Origin of the sequence: Arthrobacter sp. TMP15, assembly GCF_039529835.1 — a bacterium.
Taxonomy (GTDB): domain Bacteria; phylum Actinomycetota; class Actinomycetes; order Actinomycetales; family Micrococcaceae; genus Specibacter.
Map to the genome: position 1 here is coordinate 467,837 of NZ_CP154262.1, position 26,156 is coordinate 493,992.

Below are 26,156 nucleotides of genomic sequence, written 5' to 3' on the forward strand. Positions count from 1 at the left end.
ATGATGACACCCATCGTTCCTCCGGGGTGTCATCATCTCCAACCTCAACAGCGCGTAGGGTGCAACGGCGCGTGGGGTGCGCAGGAGGAGTGGGTACGGTTCGGGGCTTAGGCTGTCGCGATGAGCCCCAACTCGGCTGAATTGGCCAGTGCTTGATGCCGAGGCAGGATCTTGACGCCGTAGCCAAAGTTCCCTGACCGGTCAATGAGCAGATCGGCGCAGAACAAGTAACGCCCGGGGCCGTTCTCCTGGGCTGCTTCAAGTATCAGTGTGCGCGTGTCCGTGAGTTCATCGGACTCCCCGGCAGTTCCATACACCACGCTGACCTGCACGTCTTCGGGGCTCAGCCCGGCCAAGTTCACACCAGCACGGACCTGCATGGTCTCACCGATTTGAGGTTCATCCACGAGCCCGTGCGATTCCACATGCTCAACGTGCACCCCGGGCCACGCCTGGCGTATCCGCTGGATCCAGGCCGCGAACTCTGTGGTTGCGCCGTAGCCGTCAGCCTTAGCCAAACGCCCTGCTTCCGCCGCCGGTTGGTAGAGACGCTGCACGTATTCGGCCACCATGCGGTTGGCTGAAACTTGCGGGCCCAACGCTGACAGGGTGTGCTTGATCATGGAAATCCAGTGCGAGGGCAGAGCTCCCTGACCCGGCTGAGAGGGACCTGCAGCTCCGGCAGCGGCGGCCACTACTTCGCCGTAGAACCGGGGTGCAACCTGGTTTTCAAGTAGCTCATACAGTGCTGCGGCTTCAACATCGTCGCGTTCCTCATCACTGGTGCCAGTATTTGCTGTGGGGATCGCCCAGCCGTTCTCGCCGTCGTACATTTCATCCCACCAGCCATCCATGACAGAGAGATTCAGGGAACCGTTGATGGCGGCCTTCATGCCCGAGGTGCCGCACGCTTCCAGCGGCCGCAGCGGGTTATTCAGCCAGACATCGCAACCCGGGAAAAGGGTCCGGGCCATGGCAATGTCGTAATTGGGCAAAAAGACTATCCGGTGACGCACCTCGGGATCGTCTGTGAACTGGACAAGGTCCTGAATCATTTTTTTACCGGCGTCGTCGGCCGGGTGCGATTTGCCGGCAATGATGATCTGGATCGGATGCTCGGAATGCAACAGCAAGGCCTTAAGCCGGGCAGGATCGCGAAGCATCAGGGTCAACCGCTTGTAGGTGGGCACGCGGCGGGCGAATCCAATGGTCAGGACATCGGGATCCAGCGCATTTTCCGTCCACGCCAGTTGGGCATCCGCGGCGCCGCGCTTCTTCCACGAGGAACGCAGACGACGCCGGGCATCCACTACCAGTGCGCAGCGCAAACGTCGACGCAGCGCCCACACATCTTCATCGCTAACGTCATACACCTTGGACCAATCCGGCCCATCCAAAACATCAGCTCCAAAGCGTTCCCGGGCCAGTGCGGCCAGCTCCGGATCCACCCAGGTGGGCACGTGGACACCGTTGGTGACAGAGGTGATCGGAACATCCGCCTGATCAAAGCCTGGCCAAAGCCCTGCGAACATACCGCGGGAAACCACCCCGTGCAGCTTCGCTACGCCATTGGCGCGCTGAGCCAGGCGGAGCCCCATGACCGCCATGTTAAAGACGTCGTGGTCGCCACCTTCATAATTTTCAGCGCCCAGGGACAGGATCTGCTGCACAGGAACACCGGGTGCCAGTGCTCCGGCAAAGAAGTGCTCAATCATGCCGCGGGGGAACCTGTCGATGCCTGCCGGGACGGGAGTGTGCGTGGTGAAAACCGTTGACGCGCGGCCAGCTGCCAGTGCTTCATCCCAGCTCAGCGCCCGCTCCGTCACAGCAGGGTCCATCAATTCGCGGATACGTTCGATCCCCAGGAAGCCGGCGTGGCCTTCATTGGTGTGGAACACTTCCGGGGCGGGCGTGCCGGTCAACCGTGCATGGACGCGCAGGGCTTTGACCCCGCCCATGCCCAGGAGCAGTTCCTGCGTGAGGCGGTGATCGCCCCCACCGCCGTACAGCCTGTCAGTGACACCGCGGGCAGCGTCGTCATTCTCGGCAACATTTGAATCCAGCAGCAGCAGCGGCACGCGGCCCACATCGGCTCGCCAAATATGGGCACGCAGCACCCTGTCGTCGGGCAGTGGGAGCTGGATTTGAATGGGTGTGCCATCATCTTCACGCAATAAAGTCAGCGGCAAGGCATCCGGGTCAAGCAGCGGGTAACTCTCCTGCTGCCACGCGTCTTTGGACAAGGACTGCTTGAAATAGCCTGCCTGATATAAGAGTCCGACGCCGATCAGCGGCACCCCCAGATCGGAGGCGGACTTCAGGTGGTCACCGGCCAAAATGCCCAGTCCCCCAGAGTACTGGGGGAGGACCTCGGTGATACCAAACTCGGGGGAGAAATAGGCAATGCAAGCAGGCGCCTCTGCACCCAACCCCTGGTACCAGCGGGGTTCGCTGAGGTAGGTTTCCAGGCTGGTTTCGGCAGCGGCCACGCGGGCCACAATCTCGGGGTTTGTGGCCAAATCCAGCAACTGCTCACGAGACATTGCCGCGAGCATGGCCAGCGGATCGTGGCGGGAAGTTTCCCACAACTCCGGGTTGAGGAATTCAAACAGGGCCCGGGTTGGCAGGTGCCAGGACCAGCGCAGGTTGGTGGCCAGGCGGGTCAGCGCGGAAATTTCCGTAGGGATGACGGTGCGGACGGTAAATCTGCGGATTGCCTTCATGCCGGTCACATTAGCTCAGTTTTTACCCATCACGTCAGTGGAGTGTGACTAATTGTCCATTCATTACGCGGTGCCGGTGGACAAAGAGCGTTTATTGCTGGTGTGTGACGGCCAATCCGGGGGATATGGCAGAAAACCTTAGCAATCTGGGCGCGGACTCGCTAACGTCTAGTTTGTGAGTACTTCCAAGCCTTCGCGTAATGTGCCAACCACAGCAACCGCCCCGGCGGATACTGCCTCATCGGATGAGACCGCTGGTTCCCGGGCGGACGGTGCCGCTAGGGCAGGCGCTGCCGCCAGGGCGGGCGCTGCCGCCAGGGCGGGCGCTGCAACTGCGGCGCCGGATATCAGATCCGGTTTGCGTTTTGGGCGGATACCCATCACCAACATCCAGCCCGTACTTGAAGGTGGCAGATTCCCTGCCAAGGGCGTGCGCGGCGCCGATGTTCGCGTGAGCGCGGTGGTGTTCCGTGAGGGCCACGATGCTCTGGGCGTCACCGCGATTCTCATTGCCCCAGACGGCAGTGAAGTCCAGCGCACACGGCTGAAACCGGGTGCCAAGGGTACCGACTCGTGGGAAGGTGTCCTCACCCCCGCCCACGAAGGTGACTGGAGTTTCGCCATCGAAGGATGGAGCGATCTGTACGGGACTTGGGCTCACAACGCCACTGTGAAGATCAACGCCGGGGTTGATGTTGAGGTGATGTTGGCTGAAGGTGTGCTCCTGCTCAGCGACGCTGCTAAAGCTGCCAAAGCAACCGCACCCGAGGCGGCAACAGTATTCAAAAAGGCCGCCCACACAGTGGCGGATTCGTCCCTGAACATCAATGACCGCTTGGCCGCCGGCACCAGCGCTGCGGTGCGTGCCGCCGTCGTACATTTCCCACTGCGTGACCTCGTGACACGCAGCGAATCCTTTCCGCTGAAGGTTGAGCGCGATGCGGCCGGGCGTGGCGCATGGTACGAGTTCTTTCCGCGGTCGGAAGGGGCGATCCGTCATCCCGAGACCGGTGAATTCACCAGTGGCAACTTCCGCACAGCTGCCCGCCGGTTGCCGGCGGTTGCGGCGATGGGCTTCGATGTCATTTACCTGCCGCCCATTCATCCCATAGGCAAGGTCAACCGCAAGGGCCCGAATAACTCTTTGACTGCGGGGCCTGCGGATCCGGGATCTCCGTGGGCCATTGGTTCGGCTGAGGGTGGCCATGATGCTATTCACCCGGAGCTGGGTTCCTTTGCCGATTTTGATGCTTTTGTGGCGGCGGCACATGATCAGAATTTGGAGGTTGCCCTTGACCTGGCGCTGCAGTGCGCCCCTGATCATCCATGGGCCACGGCGCATCCGGAATGGTTCACCACACGCGTTGATGGCACTATTGCGTACGCGGAAAATCCGCCCAAAAAGTACCAGGATATTTACCCGCTGAACTTCGATAATGACCCCGTGGGTTTGTCGGAGGAAATCTTGCGGATTGTGCGGCTGTGGATTGAGCACGGCGTACGAATTTTTCGTGTCGATAACCCGCACACCAAGCCTGTCTGGTTTTGGGAGTGGCTCATTGGCACCATCAACACCGAACGCCCGGACATTGTGTTCCTGGCCGAGGCATTTACGCGCCCTGCCATGATGGCGGCGCTGGGCAGGGCAGGATTCCAGCAGTCCTACAGCTATTTCACCTGGCGGAACACCAAGGAGGAACTGGAAGAGTACCTAGTCCACGTGAGCGGCGAATCCGCTGGCTACTTCCGCCCCAACTTCTTCGTTAACACCCCTGACATTCTCACCGAATATTTGCAGTACGGTGGCCCGGCAGCGTTTAAGATTCGTGCTATTTTGGCCGCCATGGGTAGCCCACTGTGGGGAATGTACGCAGGCTTTGAACTTTTTGAACACGTGGCGCGGCCCGGGTCCGAAGAGAACATTGACAATGAAAAATATGAGTACAAAAATCGGGACTTTGCTGGCGCAGAGGCACAGAATAAGTCACTTGCTCCCTTTGTTACGCTGCTCAATGGGATACGGCGTGCCCACCCTGCATTGTTAGATCTGCAGAACTTGACGCTGCATGAGAGCTCCGACCCCGCCACCCTGGTTTTCAGCAAGCACAAAAATATTGCTGCCACAGCGGATGAACCGGCCCGCAAGGACACCATTATTGTTGTCATCAACGTTGACCCGCACAGCATGCGTGAAGGGGAAGTAACTCTTGACCTTGACGCGCTGGAGCTTGACGGGTTGTCTGGCGATGGGACGTTCCGCGTGGATGAACTCATCACCGGTGCCAGCTGGAACTGGAGTAAAAAGAACTACTTCCGTTTGGACGCTCACTTTGAACCGGCCCACATTTTGCACGTTAGGGGTTAAAGCATGTCCTTTTCGCACAGCCACAGCTCATCCGCGTTCAACCTGATTGCACCGGGACTGGCCCACGACCCGCACTGGTACCGCAAGGCTGTCTTTTATGAAGTGCTTGTGCAGAGCTTTGCCGATGCCAACGGTGACGGTGCCGGCGATTTTTCGGGGCTGATTTCACGCCTTGACTACCTCCAATGGTTGGGTGTGGACTGCCTCTGGCTCCCACCGTTCTTTGATTCGCCATTACTGGACGGCGGCTACGACGTCAGGGATTTCCGGGCGGTAATGGATGCTTACGGCACCATTTCAGATTTCCAATCCCTGGTGACCCAGGCGCACGAACGCGGAATGCGGATCATCATTGACTTGCCGCTGAACCACACCTCGGACCAGCACCGGTGGTTTAAAGAGTCAAGGGAAGATCCGGAGGGCCCGTACGGCGACTTCTACATGTGGAGTGACACCACTGAGCTGTATGAGGACGCCAGGATCATCTTTGTTGATACTGAAGAATCCAACTGGAGCTTTGACCCCATTCGACGGCAATTCTTCTGGCACAGGTTCTTCAGCCACCAGCCAGATTTGAACTATGAAAATCCTGCTGTCAAGGAAGCCGTTTTTGATATTGTGCGGTTCTGGCTGCAACAAGGAATTGACGGTTTCCGGGCAGATGCCATCCCATACCTGTACGCAGAAGACGGCACTAACTGCGAAAACCTGCCCAAAACGCACGAATTTTTACAGGATCTTCGGGCCATGGTTGATAACGAGTTCCCTGGCCGGATTATTGTTGCTGAGGCCAACCAGATGCCACATGAAGTGGTGGATTATTTTGGCACCGAGGAGAAACCCGAATGCCACATGGCGTTCCACTTCCCGATCATGCCCCGGCTCTACTACGCCCTTCGTGATCAAAAGGCCGCCCCGATCATTGAGACCATGGCCAACACCCCGGACATTCCAGCTAACGCCCAGTGGGGAACGTTCCTGCGCAACCATGACGAGCTCACATTGGAGATGGTGACTCCCAGCGAGCGTGAAGCAATGATGGGCTGGTACGCTCCTGACTCCCGGATGCGGGCCAATATTGGTATTCGACGCCGGTTGGCAACTCTGCTGGATAACTCACGGGCCGAAATTGAGCTGATTAACGCCCTGTTGATGGCCCTGCCTGGCAGCCCATTTCTGTACTATGGCGATGAAATTGGCATGGGAGATAACATCTGGCTCGATGACAGGGATGCCTCCCGAACACCCATGCAGTGGAACCCGGACAGGAACGCAGGTTTCTCCAACACTGACCCGGGCAAATTGTTCCTTCCCGTGGTGCAGTCCTTGGTTTACCACTACAACCACGTCAATGTTGAGGCGCAGATGGGGCATTCAAGTTCCCTGCTGCATTGGAATAAGCAAATTCTTGGTGTGCGCAAGACCCACCCGGCGTTTGGGTTGGGCCGCTACGAGAATGTGTCCACCTCGCATGAATCTGTGCTCGCCTTCTTGCGAGTGCTGCCCGTAGGCAATGCGGAAGGAGAGCGTCCGGAAACTATTTTGTGCGTCTTTAACCTCTCCCAAAACCCGGCAGCCGCCATTTTGCATATACCAACCCTTTCCGGCAGAGGCCTTCGGGACGTTTTTGGTCATGATATTTTCCCCGGCATTGATGAGGAAGGGAACCTCAGCCTGACGCTTGGCTCATACGATTTTTACTGGCTGCGGCTGCGCTCTCAATCCTCCAACGTGCTTTCCACACAAACGCAGGCCATGCCGGTAATTGATGGAACGGAGTACGGGTACTAATGTCCGCGCTCGTTGACCTCTTAGCTCAATGGCTGCCACAGCAACGCTGGTACCCACGCAAGGGTGAGGCGGGCATTGGTGCGCAAATAAGTATTGCGGATGTTTTTGAGCTGGACGCGAATGACCCGGAGGTTTGCCTCCTGGTGTTACTTGTCAGCGTGGATTTTCCGGATGTAAGCACCGGGCTGACACTTCACGTACCGCTGAGTATCCGTGGAAATAGTACTGGTGTACTAAATGATGTTGGCGTTGAACTTGGGGCCTTGTTAGGTGCAGTCCAAGCCGGCGAGACTGAAGCCGGAGCCTCTTGGCCGGGTGGGCGCGTGTATGAAGGTTTGGGGGATCCAGCATTTTTGCAGGCGTGGCTGGCGGAGGTTCTTGCTCCCAATAGTGTGCCGCGCATAGCTGGCGTTGCTCTTCATATATGGCGCAATCCCGCTCTGGGAGCTCTGGGCGCAGAAAGTGTTGTGCCGGCAACAAACATTCGCTTGGTGCGGAGTGAACAATCCAATACCTCTGTCATATTCCAACTGGGCAACATGCCCCTTATTGCTAAGTTCTTTCGAGTTATCCAACCGGGCGTCCATCCGGAAGTTGAAATTGGCGCGGCTCTTGCCCTCGCGGCACAAGAGGCTGGCGAGGTAAACGTTCCACTGTTGCAAGCGTCCGTGGGGTACGGAGAGTCCAACACCACCCTTTTTGTGATTCACGACTTCATTGCTGGCGCCAAAGACGGATGGGCACTGGCACTGGAAGCGGCTGGAAAGCAATGCGACTTTTCCCAGCACGCCCACGCCATAGGAGCATCCCTGGCCCGCGTTCATGCCGGGTTGCGCAACAGCCTGGGTGCGCGCAGCTATGAACCAAGCGAGAAGGCATCATTTATAGAGGCGATCTCCACTCGGCTTCAGGCGGCTTGGGCGCTGGTGGGCACCGCCGTCGGGCCCTATGAGGCTGACTTCCAAAACGTCTTAACACAGCTGCGCAAAATAAAGACTTTGCCGCCGGTGCAGCGTATTCATGGTGACCTGCACCTAGGGCAGCTCCTGCACAAGGAATCTGCCGGGGAGAGCGGCTGGTACATTCTGGATTTTGAAGGCGAACCGTTGCGTCCGTTGGCCGATCGGGGCCTGCCCGATGTCACATTGCGTGACCTGGCCGGAATGTTGCGCTCATTTGACTATGCCGGGGCGCAAGCCGCAGCCACCGAAGAGGTGACGGCGGCACAGGGCGCACGCTGGTCAAAACAGTGTGCCGACGCCTTCATAAACGGTTATGCGGAGGCCTCCGGTGAGGTCATCGCACGCAACAGTGCACTTTTCGTGGCATTGTGGCTGGACAAGGCCCTGTATGAAATCGTTTATGAAGTGCAAAATCGACCCAGCTGGGCGTGGGTGCCGATTAAAGCTGTGCGGGAATTGCTTGAATCAAGGGAAAGTGGTGTGGACATGGGACTGAATAAAGTAGCCCCGCTTGCTGTCGATGCGGGAGTCTTGGCGCGAATCTCCGAGGGAAGCTATTACGCACCTCACTCGGTCTTGGGGGCACACCTTGACGGCGACGGTTTTGTGACCGTGCGTGCGCTGCGGCATTTGGCGCAGTCCGTTACGTTAGTGACGGGCAGCGCAGAGTTCCCTATGGCTCATGAGCACGGCGGTGTTTGGGTTGTTGTGATTCGCGCAGAGAACCCGGGGCATGTCCCTGACTATCGCCTGGATGTTGGCTATGCACAGGGTGTCACCCGCATGGATGATGCCTACCGCTACATGCCCACAGTGGGTGAATTGGATATGCACCTCATGGCTGAGGGCAGGCATGAGACTCTCTGGACTGTGTTGGGTGCACATGTCCAGCGCTACCACTCCGCACTGGGCGAGGTCTCAGGAGTCAGCTTCGCTGTGTGGGTGCCAGCCGTGCAAGCCGTTCGGGTCATCGGCGAGTTCAATGGGTGGGACGGCCGTGGACACGCCATGCGAAGCCTGGGCAATAGTGGGATCTGGGAACTGTTCATTCCGGATGTCGCCGCAGGAGACCGCTACAAATTTGAAATCCTCACCGAGCAGGGTCAATGGCTGCAAAAAGCGGACCCCATGGCCTATGGAACCGAGGTGCCCCCGCTAACGGCATCTCGCGTGGTTGAATCAAGCTATTCTTTCCAAGACGGGGACTGGATGGCGCAAAGAAGCCAGGTAGACCCGCACAATTCGCCCATGAGTGTTTATGAGGTGCACTTGGGTTCATGGCGTGTGGGCTTGAGCTACGTAGAACTGGCCCGCGAGCTCGTGGAGTACGTCAAATGGCTTGGTTTCACCCATATTGAGCTCATGCCCGTGGCCGAACATCCCTTTGGCGGTTCATGGGGATACCAGGTCACCTCCTACTACGCCCCAACCTCGCGCTTTGGCCACCCTGACGAGTTCCGATTCCTTGTGGACTCTCTGCACCAAGCCGGCATTGGCGTCATCATGGACTGGGTGCCGGCGCACTTCCCTAAAGATGAGTGGGCGCTGGCCAAATTCAATGGTGGGGCTCAATACGAACACCCAGACCCGCGTCTGGGCGAGCACCCCGACTGGGGCACACTGATCTTTGACTTTGGCCGCAATGAAGTCAGGAACTTCCTTGTAGCCAACGCTCTCTACTGGTTTGAAGAGTTCCACATTGACGGGATACGGGTGGACGCCGTCGCATCCATGCTTTATCTTGACTATTCCCGTGAAGACGGGGCCTGGAGCCCCAACAGGTATGGCGGCAGGGAGAACCTTGAAGCAATCAGCTTCCTGCAGGAAATGAATGCCACCGCTTACCGGCGCAACCCCGGCATCATCACCATTGCCGAAGAATCAACCGCATTCCCCGGCGTGACCGCTCCCACCAGTGGTGGCGGACTGGGCTTTGGGCTGAAATGGAACATGGGCTGGATGCATGACTCGCTGACCTATATAGGCGAAGAGCCCATCAACAGGGGCTGGCACCACAACCAAATCACGTTCTCCCTGGTTTATGCGTTCACGGAGAACTTCCTGCTACCTATTAGCCACGACGAAGTGGTCCATGGCAAGGGATCACTGCTTCGCAAAATGCCAGGGGACAGGTGGCAGCAACTGGCCAACTTGCGCGCTTATTTGGCGTTCCAGTGGGCGCACCCTGGTAAGCAACTGATCTTCATGGGCACCGAGTTTGCTCAGGAAGCTGAATGGAGTGAACAGCACGGCCTTGACTGGTGGCTGGCCGAGAACCCCGCCCACAGTGCCATCCAGGCACTCGTTAAGGACCTGAACGACTGCTATTCCAACACCCCAGCCCTTTATGAGCAGGACAATGTCCAAGCCGGTTTCACCTGGCTCAATGGTGGTGATTCTGAAAATAACGTGGTCTCCTTTGTGCGCTGGGATAAAATCGGCAACCCACTGGTGTGCGTCATCAACTTTGCCGGCCTTGCGTACGAGGGCTATCGCGTTGGGCTGCCGCAAGCGGGCCTCTGGCAAGAAGTTCTCAACACCGACCTTGAAACCTATGGCGGATCCGATGTTAGAAACACCGGAGAGCTCCAAGCCGAAGAGCTTGCATGGGACGGCCAAAGTGCATCATTGCGGCTGCGTGTACCTCCGCTTGGTGCACTGTATTTGGCACCTGTTCAGAGGTAGGAATTGTCACTTCGCGTTCACCTGCCAGCCATTTGGTGTTCACGGTCAACAGGTGCTACAGTTAGTACTCCGCTGAACGAACAGTTCGGATCCGGACCAGACCAAACTAGATAGCCTTGAAAAAAGGCTCGATGGATTGTGTTCAATTTATGAACTTTAGTTGAAATCCTGGATTTGACTTATTGGAATTCATGCGGGTAAGATTGGAAAGTTGCCTCGGCGCTGATCATCGTGAATAAGTTGTTTTGTTTGTGGTGTGTTGGCTGGGTGTGGTTGTTGTTTGAGAACTCAATAGTGTGCCAAGTTTTATTGATACCAATTTATTTATATTGAATTGGTTATTTGACTGTTTGTTGCCGCCCCTGTGGTGATGAATGGTTGTTTAGCTGGTTTCGAATTTAGTGCATGCATTCATGACCTTTTTCCGGTGTGTTTGTGTGTGTCTGTTTAGTTATTAACGGAGAGTTTGATCCTGGCTCAGGATGAACGCTGGCGGCGTGCTTAACACATGCAAGTCGAACGATGAACCTCACTTGTGGGGGGATTAGTGGCGAACGGGTGAGTAACACGTGAGTAACCTGCCCTTAACTCTGGGATAAGCCTTGGAAACGGGGTCTAATACTGGATATTGACTTTACCTCGCATGGGGTTTGGTTGAAAGATTTATTGGTTTTGGATGGACTCGCGGCCTATCAGCTTGTTGGTGAGGTAATGGCTCACCAAGGCGACGACGGGTAGCCGGCCTGAGAGGGTGACCGGCCACACTGGGACTGAGACACGGCCCAGACTCCTACGGGAGGCAGCAGTGGGGAATATTGCACAATGGGCGAAAGCCTGATGCAGCGACGCCGCGTGAGGGATGACGGCCTTCGGGTTGTAAACCTCTTTCAGTAGGGAACAAGGCCAGTGTTTAGCTGGTTGAGGGTACTTGCAGAAGAAGCGCCGGCTAACTACGTGCCAGCAGCCGCGGTAATACGTAGGGCGCAAGCGTTATCCGGAATTATTGGGCGTAAAGAGCTCGTAGGCGGTTTGTCGCGTCTGCCGTGAAAGTCCGGGGCTCAACCCCGGATCTGCGGTGGGTACGGGCAGACTAGAGTGATGTAGGGGAGACTGGAATTCCTGGTGTAGCGGTGAAATGCGCAGATATCAGGAGGAACACCGATGGCGAAGGCAGGTCTCTGGGCATTAACTGACGCTGAGGAGCGAAAGCATGGGGAGCGAACAGGATTAGATACCCTGGTAGTCCATGCCGTAAACGTTGGGCACTAGGTGTGGGGGACATTCCACGTTTTCCGCGCCGTAGCTAACGCATTAAGTGCCCCGCCTGGGGAGTACGGCCGCAAGGCTAAAACTCAAAGGAATTGACGGGGGCCCGCACAAGCGGCGGAGCATGCGGATTAATTCGATGCAACGCGAAGAACCTTACCAAGGCTTGACATGAACTGGAAACACTTGGAAACAAGTGCCCCGCTTGCGGTCGGTTTACAGGTGGTGCATGGTTGTCGTCAGCTCGTGTCGTGAGATGTTGGGTTAAGTCCCGCAACGAGCGCAACCCTCGTTCTATGTTGCCAGCACGTAGTGGTGGGGACTCATAGGAGACTGCCGGGGTCAACTCGGAGGAAGGTGAGGACGACGTCAAATCATCATGCCCCTTATGTCTTGGGCTTCACGCATGCTACAATGGCCGGTACAATGGGTTGCGATACTGTGAGGTGGAGCTAATCCCAAAAAGCCGGTCTCAGTTCGGATTGGGGTCTGCAACTCGACCCCATGAAGTCGGAGTCGCTAGTAATCGCAGATCAGCAACGCTGCGGTGAATACGTTCCCGGGCCTTGTACACACCGCCCGTCAAGTCACGAAAGTTGGTAACACCCGAAGCCGGTGGCCTAACCCCCTTGTGGGGAGGGAGCTGTCGAAGGTGGGACTGGCGATTGGGACTAAGTCGTAACAAGGTAGCCGTACCGGAAGGTGCGGCTGGATCACCTCCTTTCTAAGGAGCACCGAGTATCACGGTATGGCCCGCATGGGTTGTGTTGGTGGTAGGAGGAGTAAAGACTCATTGCCAGGACGTCTGTTTCTGGGTGAGTTGCTCAAGGGTGGAATATCAATAAGATAGCTGATGATGAGTATCGCGGCCTTGGTTTGAGTACCGCATCCTTTGGTGGGTGTGAGGAAAGAGCTGTTAGGGGTTGTTGGTAGTTGTTGTTGTTGTGTTTGGCACACTGTTGGGTCCTGGAATAACAAGGACCGCTGATTATCGTGTTTCCTGTGGGTGAGTGCCTGTTTGTTGGGTGTTTACCTGTTGGGGGGTGTGGTGTTGGTGGTTGTGTTGTGCCTGGTTTCCCGCACATGACTTCTCTGGCCTGTTCGGTGACACACTCTTTTGTGTGTTGCTGTGGTTGGTGGGGTGTGTGGTGGGGTTGTTGTTTGAGAACTACATAGTGAACGCGAGCATCTTTATAAAGAAGCAATTTCTTTGAGATAATTGAACCTGGATCTGATGTCACGACCCTTTTGGGGTGGTGGTGTTGGTTTTCATGGTTCTCTCGATAAGTAAGAGTGACCAGAGTGTGTGGTCAAGTTTTTAAGGGCGCACGGTGGATGCCTTGGCATTAGGAGCCGAAGAAGGACGTAGGAATCTGCGATAAGCCTCGGGGAGTTGATAACCAAACTTTGATCCGAGGGTGTCCGAATGGGGGAACCCCGCTACCCGTTGCAAGACGAGGTAGTGACCTGCATCTGAATATATAGGATGTGTGGAGGGAACGTGGGGAAGTGAAACATCTCAGTACCCACAGGAAGAGAAAACAAAAGTGATTCCGTTAGTAGTGGCGAGCGAAAGCGGAACAGGCTAAACCGTGTCATGTGTGATAGCCGGCGGGCGTTGCATGGTGCGGGGTTGTGGGACTTACCGATCTGGATCTGCCGGTTCAGGAAGGGGAATGGTGCATGTATAGGTGAACGGTTTTGAATGGCCGACCGTAGAGGGTGAGAGTCCCGTAACTGAAATGCAGTGCACTCCCTTGGGTGAGTATCCCAAGTAGCACGGGGCCCGAGAAATCCCGTGTGAATCTGTCAGGACCACCTGATAAGCCTAAATACTACCTAATGACCGATAGCGGACAAGTACCGTGAGGGAAAGGTGAAAAGTACCCCGGGAGGGGAGTGAAATAGTACCTGAAACCGTGTGCTTACAATCCGTCAGAGCAAGCGTGCCCCTTGTGGGTAGTTGTTCTTGTGATGGCGTGCCTTTTGAAGAATGAGCCTGCGAGTTAGTGTTACGTCGCGAGGTTAACCCGTGTGGGGAAGCCGTAGCGAAAGCGAGTCTGAATAGGGCGAGTTTAGTGGCGTGATCTAGACCCGAAGCGAAGTGATCTACCCATGGCCAGGTTGAAGCGCGTGTAAGAGCGCGTGGAGGACCGAACCCACTTCAGTTGAAAATGGAGGGGATGAGCTGTGGGTAGGGGTGAAAGGCCAATCAAACTTCGTGATAGCTGGTTCTCCCCGAAATGCATTTAGGTGCAGCGTTGCGTGTTTCTTACTGGAGGTAGAGCTACTGGATGGCTAATGGGCCCTACAAGGTTACTGACGTCAGCCAAACTCCGAATGCCGGTAAGTCAGAGCGCAGCAGTGAGACTGTGGGGGATAAGCTTCATAGTCGAGAGGGAAACAGCCCAGACCACCAACTAAGGCCCCTAAGCGTGTGCTAAGTGGGAAAGGATGTGGGATTGCTTAGACAACCAGGAGGTTGGCTTAGAAGCAGCCATCCTTAAAAGAGTGCGTAATAGCTCACTGGTCAAGTGATCCCGCGCCGACAATGTAGCGGGGCTCAAGTACACCGCCGAAGTTGTGGATTTCAAACATGACCCTAAAAATGTTCCTCGTGAGTGTTTTTCAGGGGTTTGGAGTGGTAGGGGAGCGTCGTGTGGGCATTGAAGTCGCAGTGTGAACTAGCGGTGGAGCCTACACGAGTGAGAATGCAGGCATGAGTAGCGAAAGACGGGTGAGAAACCCGTCCGCCGAATGATCAAGGGTTCCAGGGTCAAGCTAATCTGCCCTGGGTAAGTCGGGACCTAAGGCGAGGCCGACAGGCGTAGTCGATGGACAACGGGTTGATATTCCCGTACCGGTGAAGAACCGCCAATATTGAACCGGTGATACTAACCACCCAAACCATCATTGAGTGTCCTTCGGGACCAGGATGTGTGGGGAGCGTGGGAACTGAACCGGGGAGGTAAACGTATTAACAGGTGTGACGCAGGAAGGTAGCCGAGCCGGGCGATGGTAGTCCCGGTCTAAGGACGTAGGAAACACGATAGGCAAATCCGTTGTGTTGTCTTCAATGACGATTCTGAGATCTGATGGGACCCCCGTAGGGGGGAATTCGGTGATCCTATGCTGCCTAGAAAAGCATCGACGTGAGGTTCTAACTGCCCGTACCCCAAACCGACACAGGTGATCAGGTAGAGAATACTAAGGCGATCGAGAGAATTATGGTTAAGGAACTCGGCAAAATGCCCCCGTAACTTCGGGAGAAGGGGGGCCTGCCACGTGAAGGACACTAGCTGTCCGTGAGCGTGTGTGGGCCGCAGAGACCAGGGGGAAGCGACTGTTTACTAAAAACACAGGTCCGTGCGAAGTCGCAAGACGATGTATACGGACTGACTCCTGCCCGGTGCTGGAAGGTTAAGAGGACCGGTTAGCACACTTGTGTGCGAAGCTGAGAATTTAAGCCCCAGTAAACGGCGGTGGTAACTATAACCATCCTAAGGTAGCGAAATTCCTTGTCGGGTAAGTTCCGACCTGCACGAATGGAGTAACGACTTCCCCGCTGTCTCAACCATAAACTCGGCGAAATTGCAGTACGAGTAAAGATGCTCGTTACGCGCAGCAGGACGGAAAGACCCCGAGACCTTTACTATAGTTTGGTATTGGTGTTCGGAGTGGCTTGTGTAGGATAGGTGGGAGACTGTGAAGTAGCAACGCTAGTTGTTATGGAGTCATCGTTGAAATACCACTCTGGTCACTTTGGACATCTAACTTCGGCCCGTAATCCGGGTCAGGGACAGTGCCTGATGGGTAGTTTAACTGGGGCGGTTGCCTCCTAAAGAGTAACGGAGGCGCCCAAAGGTTCCCTCAGCCTGGTTGGCAATCAGGTTTCGAGTGTAAGTGCACAAGGGAGCTTGACTGTGAGAGGGACACCTCGAGCAGGGACGAAAGTCGGGACTAGTGATCCGGCGGCACATTGTGGAATGGCCGTCGCTCAACGGATAAAAGGTACCTCGGGGATAACAGGCTGATCTTGCCCAAGAGTCCATATCGACGGCATGGTTTGGCACCTCGATGTCGGCTCGTCGCATCCTGGGGCTGGAGTAGGTCCCAAGGGTTGGGCTGTTCGCCCATTAAAGCGGTACGCGAGCTGGGTTTAGAACGTCGTGAGACAGTTCGGTCCCTATCCGCTGCGCGCGCAGGAAATTTGAGAAGGGCTGTCCTTAGTACGAGAGGACCGGGACGGACGAACCTCTGGTGTGTCAGTTGTACTGCCAAGTGCATCGCTGATTAGCTACGTTCGGATGGGATAACCGCTGAAAGCATCTAAGCGGGAAGCCCGCTTCAAGATGAGATTTCCCTACACGTAAAAGTGTGAGAGGCCCCCAGCTAGACTACTGGGTTGATAGGCCGGACGTGGAAGCGAGGACTAAAGACTCGTGAAGCTGACCGGTACTAATAGGCCGATAACTTACACCACACACACTTTATAAAAACAAGTATGCTCGCGTTCACTATGTGGTTCCCAACCAACAAACCCACCCGTTTGTTCGGACAGGAAACAAAAAAAACATGACACCACCAAAACCTATAAACCCCTAAACAAAGGTTTATAGAAATGGTAATTACATGTATAATAAAATAGAAATAGAAGTTGTTCATCACAAGAACACCCAACAAACCACCCACACCAACACAGTCGTGCTGCCCCGTGGGGAATGAGTTACGGTGGTCATAGCGTGGGGGAAACGCCCGGTCCCATTCCGAACCCGGAAGCTAAGACCCACAGCGCCGATGGTACTGCATTCGTGAGGATGTGGGAGAGTAGGACACCGCCGGACAACACATAAAAAGGTCGAGGCCCCACACCACACGGTGCGGGGCCTCCCTCAATTTAACACACGTTTAAAGGCCAGCCCCACCCCAACAAAAGACCACCCCAAGGTGCGCACGGCGCAGTCCCACAGGCCGGGCACAATAAGCCGGCATCACTTTTGACTAGTGGCCCAGGAGTATCTGACGTATTGGCCTTGCGGGGCTCTGGCACGGCTCAGAACCTTGCCTCTAGGGAACGCCAGCGCCCACGAGAGCAGTCTTCTGCGGTTACCCCTCCGCCTGGATCCAGTTGTGTTCTCTACGCGCCGCAGAAGGCCCCGAGCTGTCATCGCCCAAGCCCCCGGAATGGCAGATCCGCGGATTGTAGGCATATGCGCACGGGTGTTCTTGTAGGCCGGGAGCCGATTTGCGTGTGGGTGTTTTTGTGTGTATTGTTTTTCGAGTTGCCCTGCTTGTTGGGGGAATGGTTTGCCTGGGTTTGGGACTGGTTTTGTTGGTTCTTTTCCTGTGTTTTGGTGGTGTGGTCTGCTGGTTGAGGGATTTGCATTGTTGAGGCTTTATGGGTAAGGTTGGAAAGTTGCCTCGGCGCTGATCATCGTGAATAAGTTGTTTTGTTTGTGGTGTGTTGGCTGGGTGTGGTTGTTGTTTGAGAACTCAATAGTGTGCCAAGTTTTATTGATACCAATTTATTTATATTGAATTGGTTATTTGACTGTTTGTTGCCGCCCCTGTGGTGATGAATGGTTGTTTAGCTGGTTTCGAATTTAGTGCATGCATTCATGACCTTTTTCCGGTGTGTTTGTGTGTGTCTGTTTAGTTATTAACGGAGAGTTTGATCCTGGCTCAGGATGAACGCTGGCGGCGTGCTTAACACATGCAAGTCGAACGATGAACCTCACTTGTGGGGGGATTAGTGGCGAACGGGTGAGTAACACGTGAGTAACCTGCCCTTAACTCTGGGATAAGCCTTGGAAACGGGGTCTAATACTGGATATTGACTTTACCTCGCATGGGGTTTGGTTGAAAGATTTATTGGTTTTGGATGGACTCGCGGCCTATCAGCTTGTTGGTGAGGTAATGGCTCACCAAGGCGACGACGGGTAGCCGGCCTGAGAGGGTGACCGGCCACACTGGGACTGAGACACGGCCCAGACTCCTACGGGAGGCAGCAGTGGGGAATATTGCACAATGGGCGAAAGCCTGATGCAGCGACGCCGCGTGAGGGATGACGGCCTTCGGGTTGTAAACCTCTTTCAGTAGGGAACAAGGCCAGTGTTTAGCTGGTTGAGGGTACTTGCAGAAGAAGCGCCGGCTAACTACGTGCCAGCAGCCGCGGTAATACGTAGGGCGCAAGCGTTATCCGGAATTATTGGGCGTAAAGAGCTCGTAGGCGGTTTGTCGCGTCTGCCGTGAAAGTCCGGGGCTCAACCCCGGATCTGCGGTGGGTACGGGCAGACTAGAGTGATGTAGGGGAGACTGGAATTCCTGGTGTAGCGGTGAAATGCGCAGATATCAGGAGGAACACCGATGGCGAAGGCAGGTCTCTGGGCATTAACTGACGCTGAGGAGCGAAAGCATGGGGAGCGAACAGGATTAGATACCCTGGTAGTCCATGCCGTAAACGTTGGGCACTAGGTGTGGGGGACATTCCACGTTTTCCGCGCCGTAGCTAACGCATTAAGTGCCCCGCCTGGGGAGTACGGCCGCAAGGCTAAAACTCAAAGGAATTGACGGGGGCCCGCACAAGCGGCGGAGCATGCGGATTAATTCGATGCAACGCGAAGAACCTTACCAAGGCTTGACATGAACTGGAAACACTTGGAAACAAGTGCCCCGCTTGCGGTCGGTTTACAGGTGGTGCATGGTTGTCGTCAGCTCGTGTCGTGAGATGTTGGGTTAAGTCCCGCAACGAGCGCAACCCTCGTTCTATGTTGCCAGCACGTAGTGGTGGGGACTCATAGGAGACTGCCGGGGTCAACTCGGAGGAAGGTGAGGACGACGTCAAATCATCATGCCCCTTATGTCTTGGGCTTCACGCATGCTACAATGGCCGGTACAATGGGTTGCGATACTGTGAGGTGGAGCTAATCCCAAAAAGCCGGTCTCAGTTCGGATTGGGGTCTGCAACTCGACCCCATGAAGTCGGAGTCGCTAGTAATCGCAGATCAGCAACGCTGCGGTGAATACGTTCCCGGGCCTTGTACACACCGCCCGTCAAGTCACGAAAGTTGGTAACACCCGAAGCCGGTGGCCTAACCCCCTTGTGGGGAGGGAGCTGTCGAAGGTGGGACTGGCGATTGGGACTAAGTCGTAACAAGGTAGCCGTACCGGAAGGTGCGGCTGGATCACCTCCTTTCTAAGGAGCACCGAGTATCACGGTATGGCCCGCATGGGTTGTGTTGGTGGTAGGAGGAGTAAAGACTCATTGCCAGGACGTCTGTTTCTGGGTGAGTTGCTCAAGGGTGGAATATCAATAAGATAGCTGATGATGAGTATCGCGGCCTTGGTTTGAGTACCGCATCCTTTGGTGGGTGTGAGGAAAGAGCTGTTAGGGGTTGTTGGTAGTTGTTGTTGTTGTGTTTGGCACACTGTTGGGTCCTGGAATAACAAGGACCGCTGATTATCGTGTTTCCTGTGGGTGAGTGCCTGTTTGTTGGGTGTTTACCTGTTGGGGGGTGTGGTGTTGGTGGTTGTGTTGTGCCTGGTTTCCCGCACATGACTTCTCTGGCCTGTTCGGTGACACACTCTTTTGTGTGTTGCTGTGGTTGGTGGGGTGTGTGGTGGGGTTGTTGTTTGAGAACTACATAGTGAACGCGAGCATCTTTATAAAGAAGCAATTTCTTTGAGATAATTGAACCTGGATCTGATGTCACGACCCTTTTGGGGTGGTGGTGTTGGTTTTCATGGTTCTCTCGATAAGTAAGAGTGACCAGAGTGTGTGGTCAAGTTTTTAAGGGCGCACGGTGGATGCCTTGGCATTAGGAGCCGAAGAAGGACGTAGGAATCTGCGATAAGCCTCGGGGAGTTGATAACCAAACTTTGATCCGAGGGTGTCCGAATGGGGGAACCCCGCTACCCGTTGCAAGACGAGGTAGTGACCTGCATCTGAATATATAGGATGTGTGGAGGGAACGTGGGGAAGTGAAACATCTCAGTACCCACAGGAAGAGAAAACAAAAGTGATTCCGTTAGTAGTGGCGAGCGAAAGCGGAACAGGCTAAACCGTGTCATGTGTGATAGCCGGCGGGCGTTGCATGGTGCGGGGTTGTGGGACTTACCGATCTGGATCTGCCGGTTCAGGAAGGGGAATGGTGCATGTATAGGTGAACGGTTTTGAATGGCCGACCGTAGAGGGTGAGAGTCCCGTAACTGAAATGCAGTGCACTCCCTTGGGTGAGTATCCCAAGTAGCACGGGGCCCGAGAAATCCCGTGTGAATCTGTCAGGACCACCTGATAAGCCTAAATACTACCTAATGACCGATAGCGGACAAGTACCGTGAGGGAAAGGTGAAAAGTACCCCGGGAGGGGAGTGAAATAGTACCTGAAACCGTGTGCTTACAATCCGTCAGAGCAAGCGTGCCCCTTGTGGGTAGTTGTTCTTGTGATGGCGTGCCTTTTGAAGAATGAGCCTGCGAGTTAGTGTTACGTCGCGAGGTTAACCCGTGTGGGGAAGCCGTAGCGAAAGCGAGTCTGAATAGGGCGAGTTTAGTGGCGTGATCTAGACCCGAAGCGAAGTGATCTACCCATGGCCAGGTTGAAGCGCGTGTAAGAGCGCGTGGAGGACCGAACCCACTTCAGTTGAAAATGGAGGGGATGAGCTGTGGGTAGGGGTGAAAGGCCAATCAAACTTCGTGATAGCTGGTTCTCCCCGAAATGCATTTAGGTGCAGCGTTGCGTGTTTCTTACTGGAGGTAGAGCTACTGGATGGCTAATGGGCCCTACAAGGTTACTGACGTCAGCCAAACTCCGAATGCCGGTAAGTCAGAGCGCAGCAGTGAGACTGTGGGGGATAAGCTTCATAGTCGAGAGGGAAACAGCCCAGACCACCAACTAAGGCCCCTAAGCGTGTGCTAAGTGGGAAAGGATGTGGGATTGCTTAGACAACCAGGAGGTTGGCTTAGAAGCAGCCATCCTTAAAAGAGTGCGTAATAGCTCACTGGTCAAGTGATCCCGCGCCGACAATGTAGCGGGGCTCAAGTACACCGCCGAAGTTGTGGATTTCAAACATGACCCTAAAAATGTTCCTCGTGAGTGTTTTTCAGGGGTTTGGAGTGGTAGGGGAGCGTCGTGTGGGCATTGAAGTCGCAGTGTGAACTAGCGGTGGAGCCTACACGAGTGAGAATGCAGGCATGAGTAGCGAAAGACGGGTGAGAAACCCGTCCGCCGAATGATCAAGGGTTCCAGGGTCAAGCTAATCTGCCCTGGGTAAGTCGGGACCTAAGGCGAGGCCGACAGGCGTAGTCGATGGACAACGGGTTGATATTCCCGTACCGGTGAAGAACCGCCAATATTGAACCGGTGATACTAACCACCCAAACCATCATTGAGTGTCCTTCGGGACCAGGATGTGTGGGGAGCGTGGGAACTGAACCGGGGAGGTAAACGTATTAACAGGTGTGACGCAGGAAGGTAGCCGAGCCGGGCGATGGTAGTCCCGGTCTAAGGACGTAGGAAACACGATAGGCAAATCCGTTGTGTTGTCTTCAATGACGATTCTGAGATCTGATGGGACCCCCGTAGGGGGGAATTCGGTGATCCTATGCTGCCTAGAAAAGCATCGACGTGAGGTTCTAACTGCCCGTACCCCAAACCGACACAGGTGATCAGGTAGAGAATACTAAGGCGATCGAGAGAATTATGGTTAAGGAACTCGGCAAAATGCCCCCGTAACTTCGGGAGAAGGGGGGCCTGCCACGTGAAGGACACTAGCTGTCCGTGAGCGTGTGTGGGCCGCAGAGACCAGGGGGAAGCGACTGTTTACTAAAAACACAGGTCCGTGCGAAGTCGCAAGACGATGTATACGGACTGACTCCTGCCCGGTGCTGGAAGGTTAAGAGGACCGGTTAGCACACTTGTGTGCGAAGCTGAGAATTTAAGCCCCAGTAAACGGCGGTGGTAACTATAACCATCCTAAGGTAGCGAAATTCCTTGTCGGGTAAGTTCCGACCTGCACGAATGGAGTAACGACTTCCCCGCTGTCTCAACCATAAACTCGGCGAAATTGCAGTACGAGTAAAGATGCTCGTTACGCGCAGCAGGACGGAAAGACCCCGAGACCTTTACTATAGTTTGGTATTGGTGTTCGGAGTGGCTTGTGTAGGATAGGTGGGAGACTGTGAAGTAGCAACGCTAGTTGTTATGGAGTCATCGTTGAAATACCACTCTGGTCACTTTGGACATCTAACTTCGGCCCGTAATCCGGGTCAGGGACAGTGCCTGATGGGTAGTTTAACTGGGGCGGTTGCCTCCTAAAGAGTAACGGAGGCGCCCAAAGGTTCCCTCAGCCTGGTTGGCAATCAGGTTTCGAGTGTAAGTGCACAAGGGAGCTTGACTGTGAGAGGGACACCTCGAGCAGGGACGAAAGTCGGGACTAGTGATCCGGCGGCACATTGTGGAATGGCCGTCGCTCAACGGATAAAAGGTACCTCGGGGATAACAGGCTGATCTTGCCCAAGAGTCCATATCGACGGCATGGTTTGGCACCTCGATGTCGGCTCGTCGCATCCTGGGGCTGGAGTAGGTCCCAAGGGTTGGGCTGTTCGCCCATTAAAGCGGTACGCGAGCTGGGTTTAGAACGTCGTGAGACAGTTCGGTCCCTATCCGCTGCGCGCGCAGGAAATTTGAGAAGGGCTGTCCTTAGTACGAGAGGACCGGGACGGACGAACCTCTGGTGTGTCAGTTGTACTGCCAAGTGCATCGCTGATTAGCTACGTTCGGATGGGATAACCGCTGAAAGCATCTAAGCGGGAAGCCCGCTTCAAGATGAGATTTCCCTACACGTAAAAGTGTGAGAGGCCCCCAGCTAGACTACTGGGTTGATAGGCCGGACGTGGAAGCGAGGACTAAAGACTCGTGAAGCTGACCGGTACTAATAGGCCGATAACTTACACCACACACACTTTATAAAAACAAGTATGCTCGCGTTCACTATGTGGTTCCCAACCAACAAACCCACCCGTTTGTTCGGACAGGAAACAAAAAAAACATGACACCACCAAAACCTATAAACCCCTAAACAAAGGTTTATAGAAATGGTAATTACATGTATAATAAAAGAGAAGTTGTTCATCACAAGAACACCCAACAAACCACCCACACCAACACAGTCGTGCTGGCCCGTGGGGAATGAGTTACGGTGGTCATAGCGTGGGGGAAACGCCCGGTCCCATTCCGAACCCGGAAGCTAAGACCCACAGCGCCGATGGTACTGCATTCGTGAGGATGTGGGAGAGTAGGACACCGCCGGACAACACATAAAAAGGTCGAGGCCCCACACCACACGGTGCGGGGCCTCCCTCATTTAACACCCCCCTCCACAAAAGAGCACAGTGTGCAGAGAATGAACAGCCTCAACTAAAATGGCACACACCGGCGTTGAAAGAAGGCTCTGCAGGACATGGCTGTACAGGAACATCACTTAAATGAAGAGTTTGCAGCTGCGCTGCGAGAGTCCCTCCGCGAGAATCAACTTAGCGTGGCCACAGCGGACCTGCAGACATACGCCGTCGACCAGGGGCCCGTAACGGACTACCAAGAACCAGTTGCTGTTATCTGGGCGGAAAACGTGGCCGATGTCCAAGTCGTAGTGCGGGCTGCTGCAGCCCATAATGTCCCGTTGGTGACACGGGGCGCCGGCACCGGTGTCTCTGGCGGAGCTCACGCCACCTCCGGCTCAGTGGTGTTGAACCTGACGCGGATGAATACGATTCTAGAGGTCAATGCGGCCGATGAGATCGCTCGTGTTGAACCCGGGGTGATCAACGGAGACTTGAATGCGGCGGTGAGCGAATTTGGGCTGATGTTTGCACCAGATCCGGCTAGCTACAAGATCTCCACCATCGGGGGGAACATTGCCACCAATGCAGGTGGTCTGCGCTGCGCCAAGTACGGGGTTACGCGTGACGCTGTGCTGGCACTTGACGTGGTGCTGGCAGACGGGTCCCTGATCCATACAGGTCACAGGACGTTCAAAGGTGTTGCGGGTTACGATCTGACCAGTCTCTTCGTAGGTTCTGAAGGTACGCTGGGCATTGTTGTTGGTGCAACCCTCCGGCTGAAGTACCTCCCAAGCATTGTGCGGACACTGGCCGTATTCTTCCCGGATGTACAGTCGGCGGCTGCAGGTGTTTTGGCTCTGGGGACAGCCCGCGTGCAGCCGTGCATTCTTGAACTCCTGGACGGGCCGTCTCTCAAGGAACTAGATTTCCGCAACGGGACAAAGCTCTCCAGCCGCGGCACAGCATTATTACTGATTCAATTCGACGGTCTAGCGGCTGAACTAGAGGAATCCGTAGCTGCAGAAGTCCTTGAAGAAATCGGTGGCATGGTCAGCCGGGAGGACCCCATGGAGGCGCAACGTCTCGTTGACTTGAGACGGAATAACCGCGGGCTAGATGTGGACGCGGAAAATCGTGTGGGAGAAGACGTTGCTGTTCCGCGGTCACAGCTGGTGCACTACATCACTGCCCTTGAAGAGATGGCTGTCCGCCACGGTGTTCAATTGCACGTGATTGCCCACGCCGGTGATGGCAACCTGCACCCCACGTTCTCGGTGCCAGGGATGGATGCTGCGAGTATCAAGGCCCTCAACGATGCGTTGGATGAATCGATCGATAAGGCGCTTGAATTAGGCGGCACCATTACAGGTGAACACGGGATCGGCCAGTACAAACTGCGGTGGCTGCCCCTGGAACAGTCGGCGGAGGTGCTGGAGCTGCAACGCAGCATCAAGGCGCTCTTAGACCCGCAAGGCATCTTGAATCCTGGCAAGGCCATCCCCTAGACCCCCGCTCACTCCACGTCGTGTTTATACGAACGGTCCTGCAGTAACTGCGCTTGTGAAAGCAGTTGCTGCAGGAGCGTTCGTCATTTGTGGACGTGGAGTGAGCGAGCGTCGGGAAAAAGGCGACGTGGAGTGAGCGAGCGTCGGGTTAGTCTTCGAAGTCGGCGTCGGGGAGGACGCCGCCTTCTAGCATTTTGATGGTGGCCGTGTCATCGCTGAGCATGATGGCATCCTCATCCCGGCGGAAACGCAAGATGTCATCCACATAAGACTGCACAGCCTCGGCCAGGGGCACGTTGCGCTCCTCCTGCTGAGACTTGTACCAGCGGTGCTCCAGGACCTCATGAACCACCTCGGCTGGTTCCAGCTTCCCGCCCAGCTCACGCGGAATAGAGCGGACTATGGGCTCAAAGATGGTGCTGACCCACTCGTGGGCGCTGATCTCCTCATCCTTATCCGGGGAAACATCATTGCGGAATGAGTCCATGTCATTGAGCAGACGGCGTGCCTGGTTTTGTTGGGCGTCCAGACCGGTCAGGCGCAGCAAGCGGCGCTGGTGGTGCCCGGCGTCGACCACTTTAGGCTGGAGCTGAATAGTGGAGCCGTCAGGAGTTGTTTTAATGGCGTACTCTTCAACGTCAAAGCCCAGATCGTTCAGGCGACGAATGCGGGCGCCCACACGCCAGCGGTCACCGAGTTCAAAGGACTCCTTCTCCGTCAACTCTGCCCACAGGCGGCGGTAGCTATCCATGATCAGCTCGCTGGTGGCCACCGGATCCACCTTCTCCTCAATGAGCCCACCTTCGAGTAGATCCATCAGCTCACCGGCAATGTTCACGCGGGCAATTTCAAGATCGTATTCACGCTGTCCAGTGGAGAGATCGGGGTAGAGCTCGCCCGTCTCGGCATCCACCAGGTAAGCGGCGAAGGCGCCAGCGTCGCGGCGGAACAAGGTGTTGGAGAGGGAAACGTCTCCCCAGTAGAAACCCACCAGGTGCAGACGCACCAGCAGCAGGGCCTGGGCATCGATCAAACGGGTGAGGGTATCCCGGCGCAGCTTCTGTGAGAACAAAGCGCGGTAAGGCATGGAGAACTTCAAGTGCCGGGTAACTAGCACCGGATCAAGCGGTGAACCGTTGGGGGTGGTGCGCCCACTGATCACAGCGACAGGCTCCACGCAGGGCACATCCAGCCGGGCCAGCTTACGCAGCATGTGGTATTCATGCTTGGCTACGTGCTCCGAGGTTTCCTTAATGGCAATGACGGAGCCGTCAAGGTGGGCAAAGCGGACCACGTGCCGGGAAATACCGCGGGGCAGGGCAGCCAAATTCGCGGCCGGCCATTCCTCTAATTTGATATGCCAGGGCAGATCAAGCAGACCTGGATCCGTGGTGGCCGCGGTGATGTTCAGTGAACCCATCACCTGTGCCGGCGGCACACTCTTCCGCGGCAACTTCCCAATCTGCTCAAAGTCTGTTGGTTCGTTGTTCCAATTGGCGCCGGGATGCTCAGTCATAACTT

At 55.5% G+C, this 26,156-nt stretch carries 6 protein-coding genes and 6 rRNA genes; 10 read left to right on the top strand and 2 right to left on the bottom strand.

What is annotated here, in order from left to right:
• Positions 1–107 precede the first annotated feature (107 nt).
• Complete coding sequence (gene glgP, locus AAFM46_RS02095; RefSeq protein ID WP_283531429.1) at positions 108–2,723, bottom strand: alpha-glucan family phosphorylase; 2,616 nt, start codon at positions 2,721–2,723, stop codon at positions 108–110.
• 346 nt (positions 2,724–3,069) lie between these two features.
• On the opposite strand from glgP, the gene AAFM46_RS02100 reads away from it, so the two are divergent.
• The 10 genes from AAFM46_RS02100 (at position 3,070) to AAFM46_RS02145 (ending at position 24,635) form a co-directional block, all read left to right on the top strand.
• Entirely contained in the window at positions 3,070–5,088 is a 2,019-nt protein-coding gene (locus tag AAFM46_RS02100) for an alpha-1,4-glucan--maltose-1-phosphate maltosyltransferase (RefSeq protein WP_343320326.1), read from the top strand.
• A 3-nt stretch (positions 5,089–5,091) separates the two neighbouring features.
• Positions 5,092–6,879, top strand: coding sequence for a maltose alpha-D-glucosyltransferase (gene treS / locus AAFM46_RS02105; RefSeq protein ID WP_343319251.1), 1,788 nt, complete (start codon positions 5,092–5,094; stop codon positions 6,877–6,879).
• Positions 6,879–10,526, top strand: a complete 3,648-nt coding sequence (gene glgB, locus AAFM46_RS02110; protein ID WP_343319253.1) for a 1,4-alpha-glucan branching protein GlgB — start codon at positions 6,879–6,881, stop codon at positions 10,524–10,526. Before treS ends, glgB begins: the two co-directional genes overlap by 1 nt.
• Positions 10,527–10,980: 454 nt before the next feature.
• Positions 10,981–12,516 (top strand): 16S ribosomal RNA (locus AAFM46_RS02115).
• 584 nt (positions 12,517–13,100) lie between these two features.
• Positions 13,101–16,275 (top strand): 23S ribosomal RNA (locus AAFM46_RS02120).
• A gap of 244 nt (positions 16,276–16,519) precedes the next feature.
• A 5S ribosomal RNA gene (rrf, locus tag AAFM46_RS02125) occupies positions 16,520–16,636 on the top strand.
• A gap of 815 nt (positions 16,637–17,451) precedes the next feature.
• Positions 17,452–18,987: ribosomal RNA gene (locus AAFM46_RS02130) — 16S ribosomal RNA — on the top strand.
• Between the two features lie 584 nt (positions 18,988–19,571).
• A 23S ribosomal RNA gene (locus AAFM46_RS02135) occupies positions 19,572–22,746 on the top strand.
• 238 nt (positions 22,747–22,984) lie between these two features.
• Positions 22,985–23,101, top strand: a 5S ribosomal RNA gene (gene rrf / locus AAFM46_RS02140).
• The 16S, 23S and 5S rRNA genes sit together here, the layout of an rRNA operon.
• 148 nt (positions 23,102–23,249) lie before the next feature.
• Positions 23,250–24,635 (top strand): FAD-linked oxidase C-terminal domain-containing protein, encoded by a 1,386-nt coding sequence (locus AAFM46_RS02145; protein WP_343319255.1) that lies wholly within the window; start codon positions 23,250–23,252, stop codon positions 24,633–24,635.
• 148 nt (positions 24,636–24,783) lie between these two features.
• Here the strand turns inward: AAFM46_RS02145 and AAFM46_RS02150 are convergent, their stop codons facing one another.
• Positions 24,784–26,151, bottom strand: a complete 1,368-nt coding sequence (locus AAFM46_RS02150; protein WP_283531842.1) for a DUF4032 domain-containing protein — start codon at positions 26,149–26,151, stop codon at positions 24,784–24,786.
• Between the last annotated feature and the right edge of the window lie 5 nt (positions 26,152–26,156).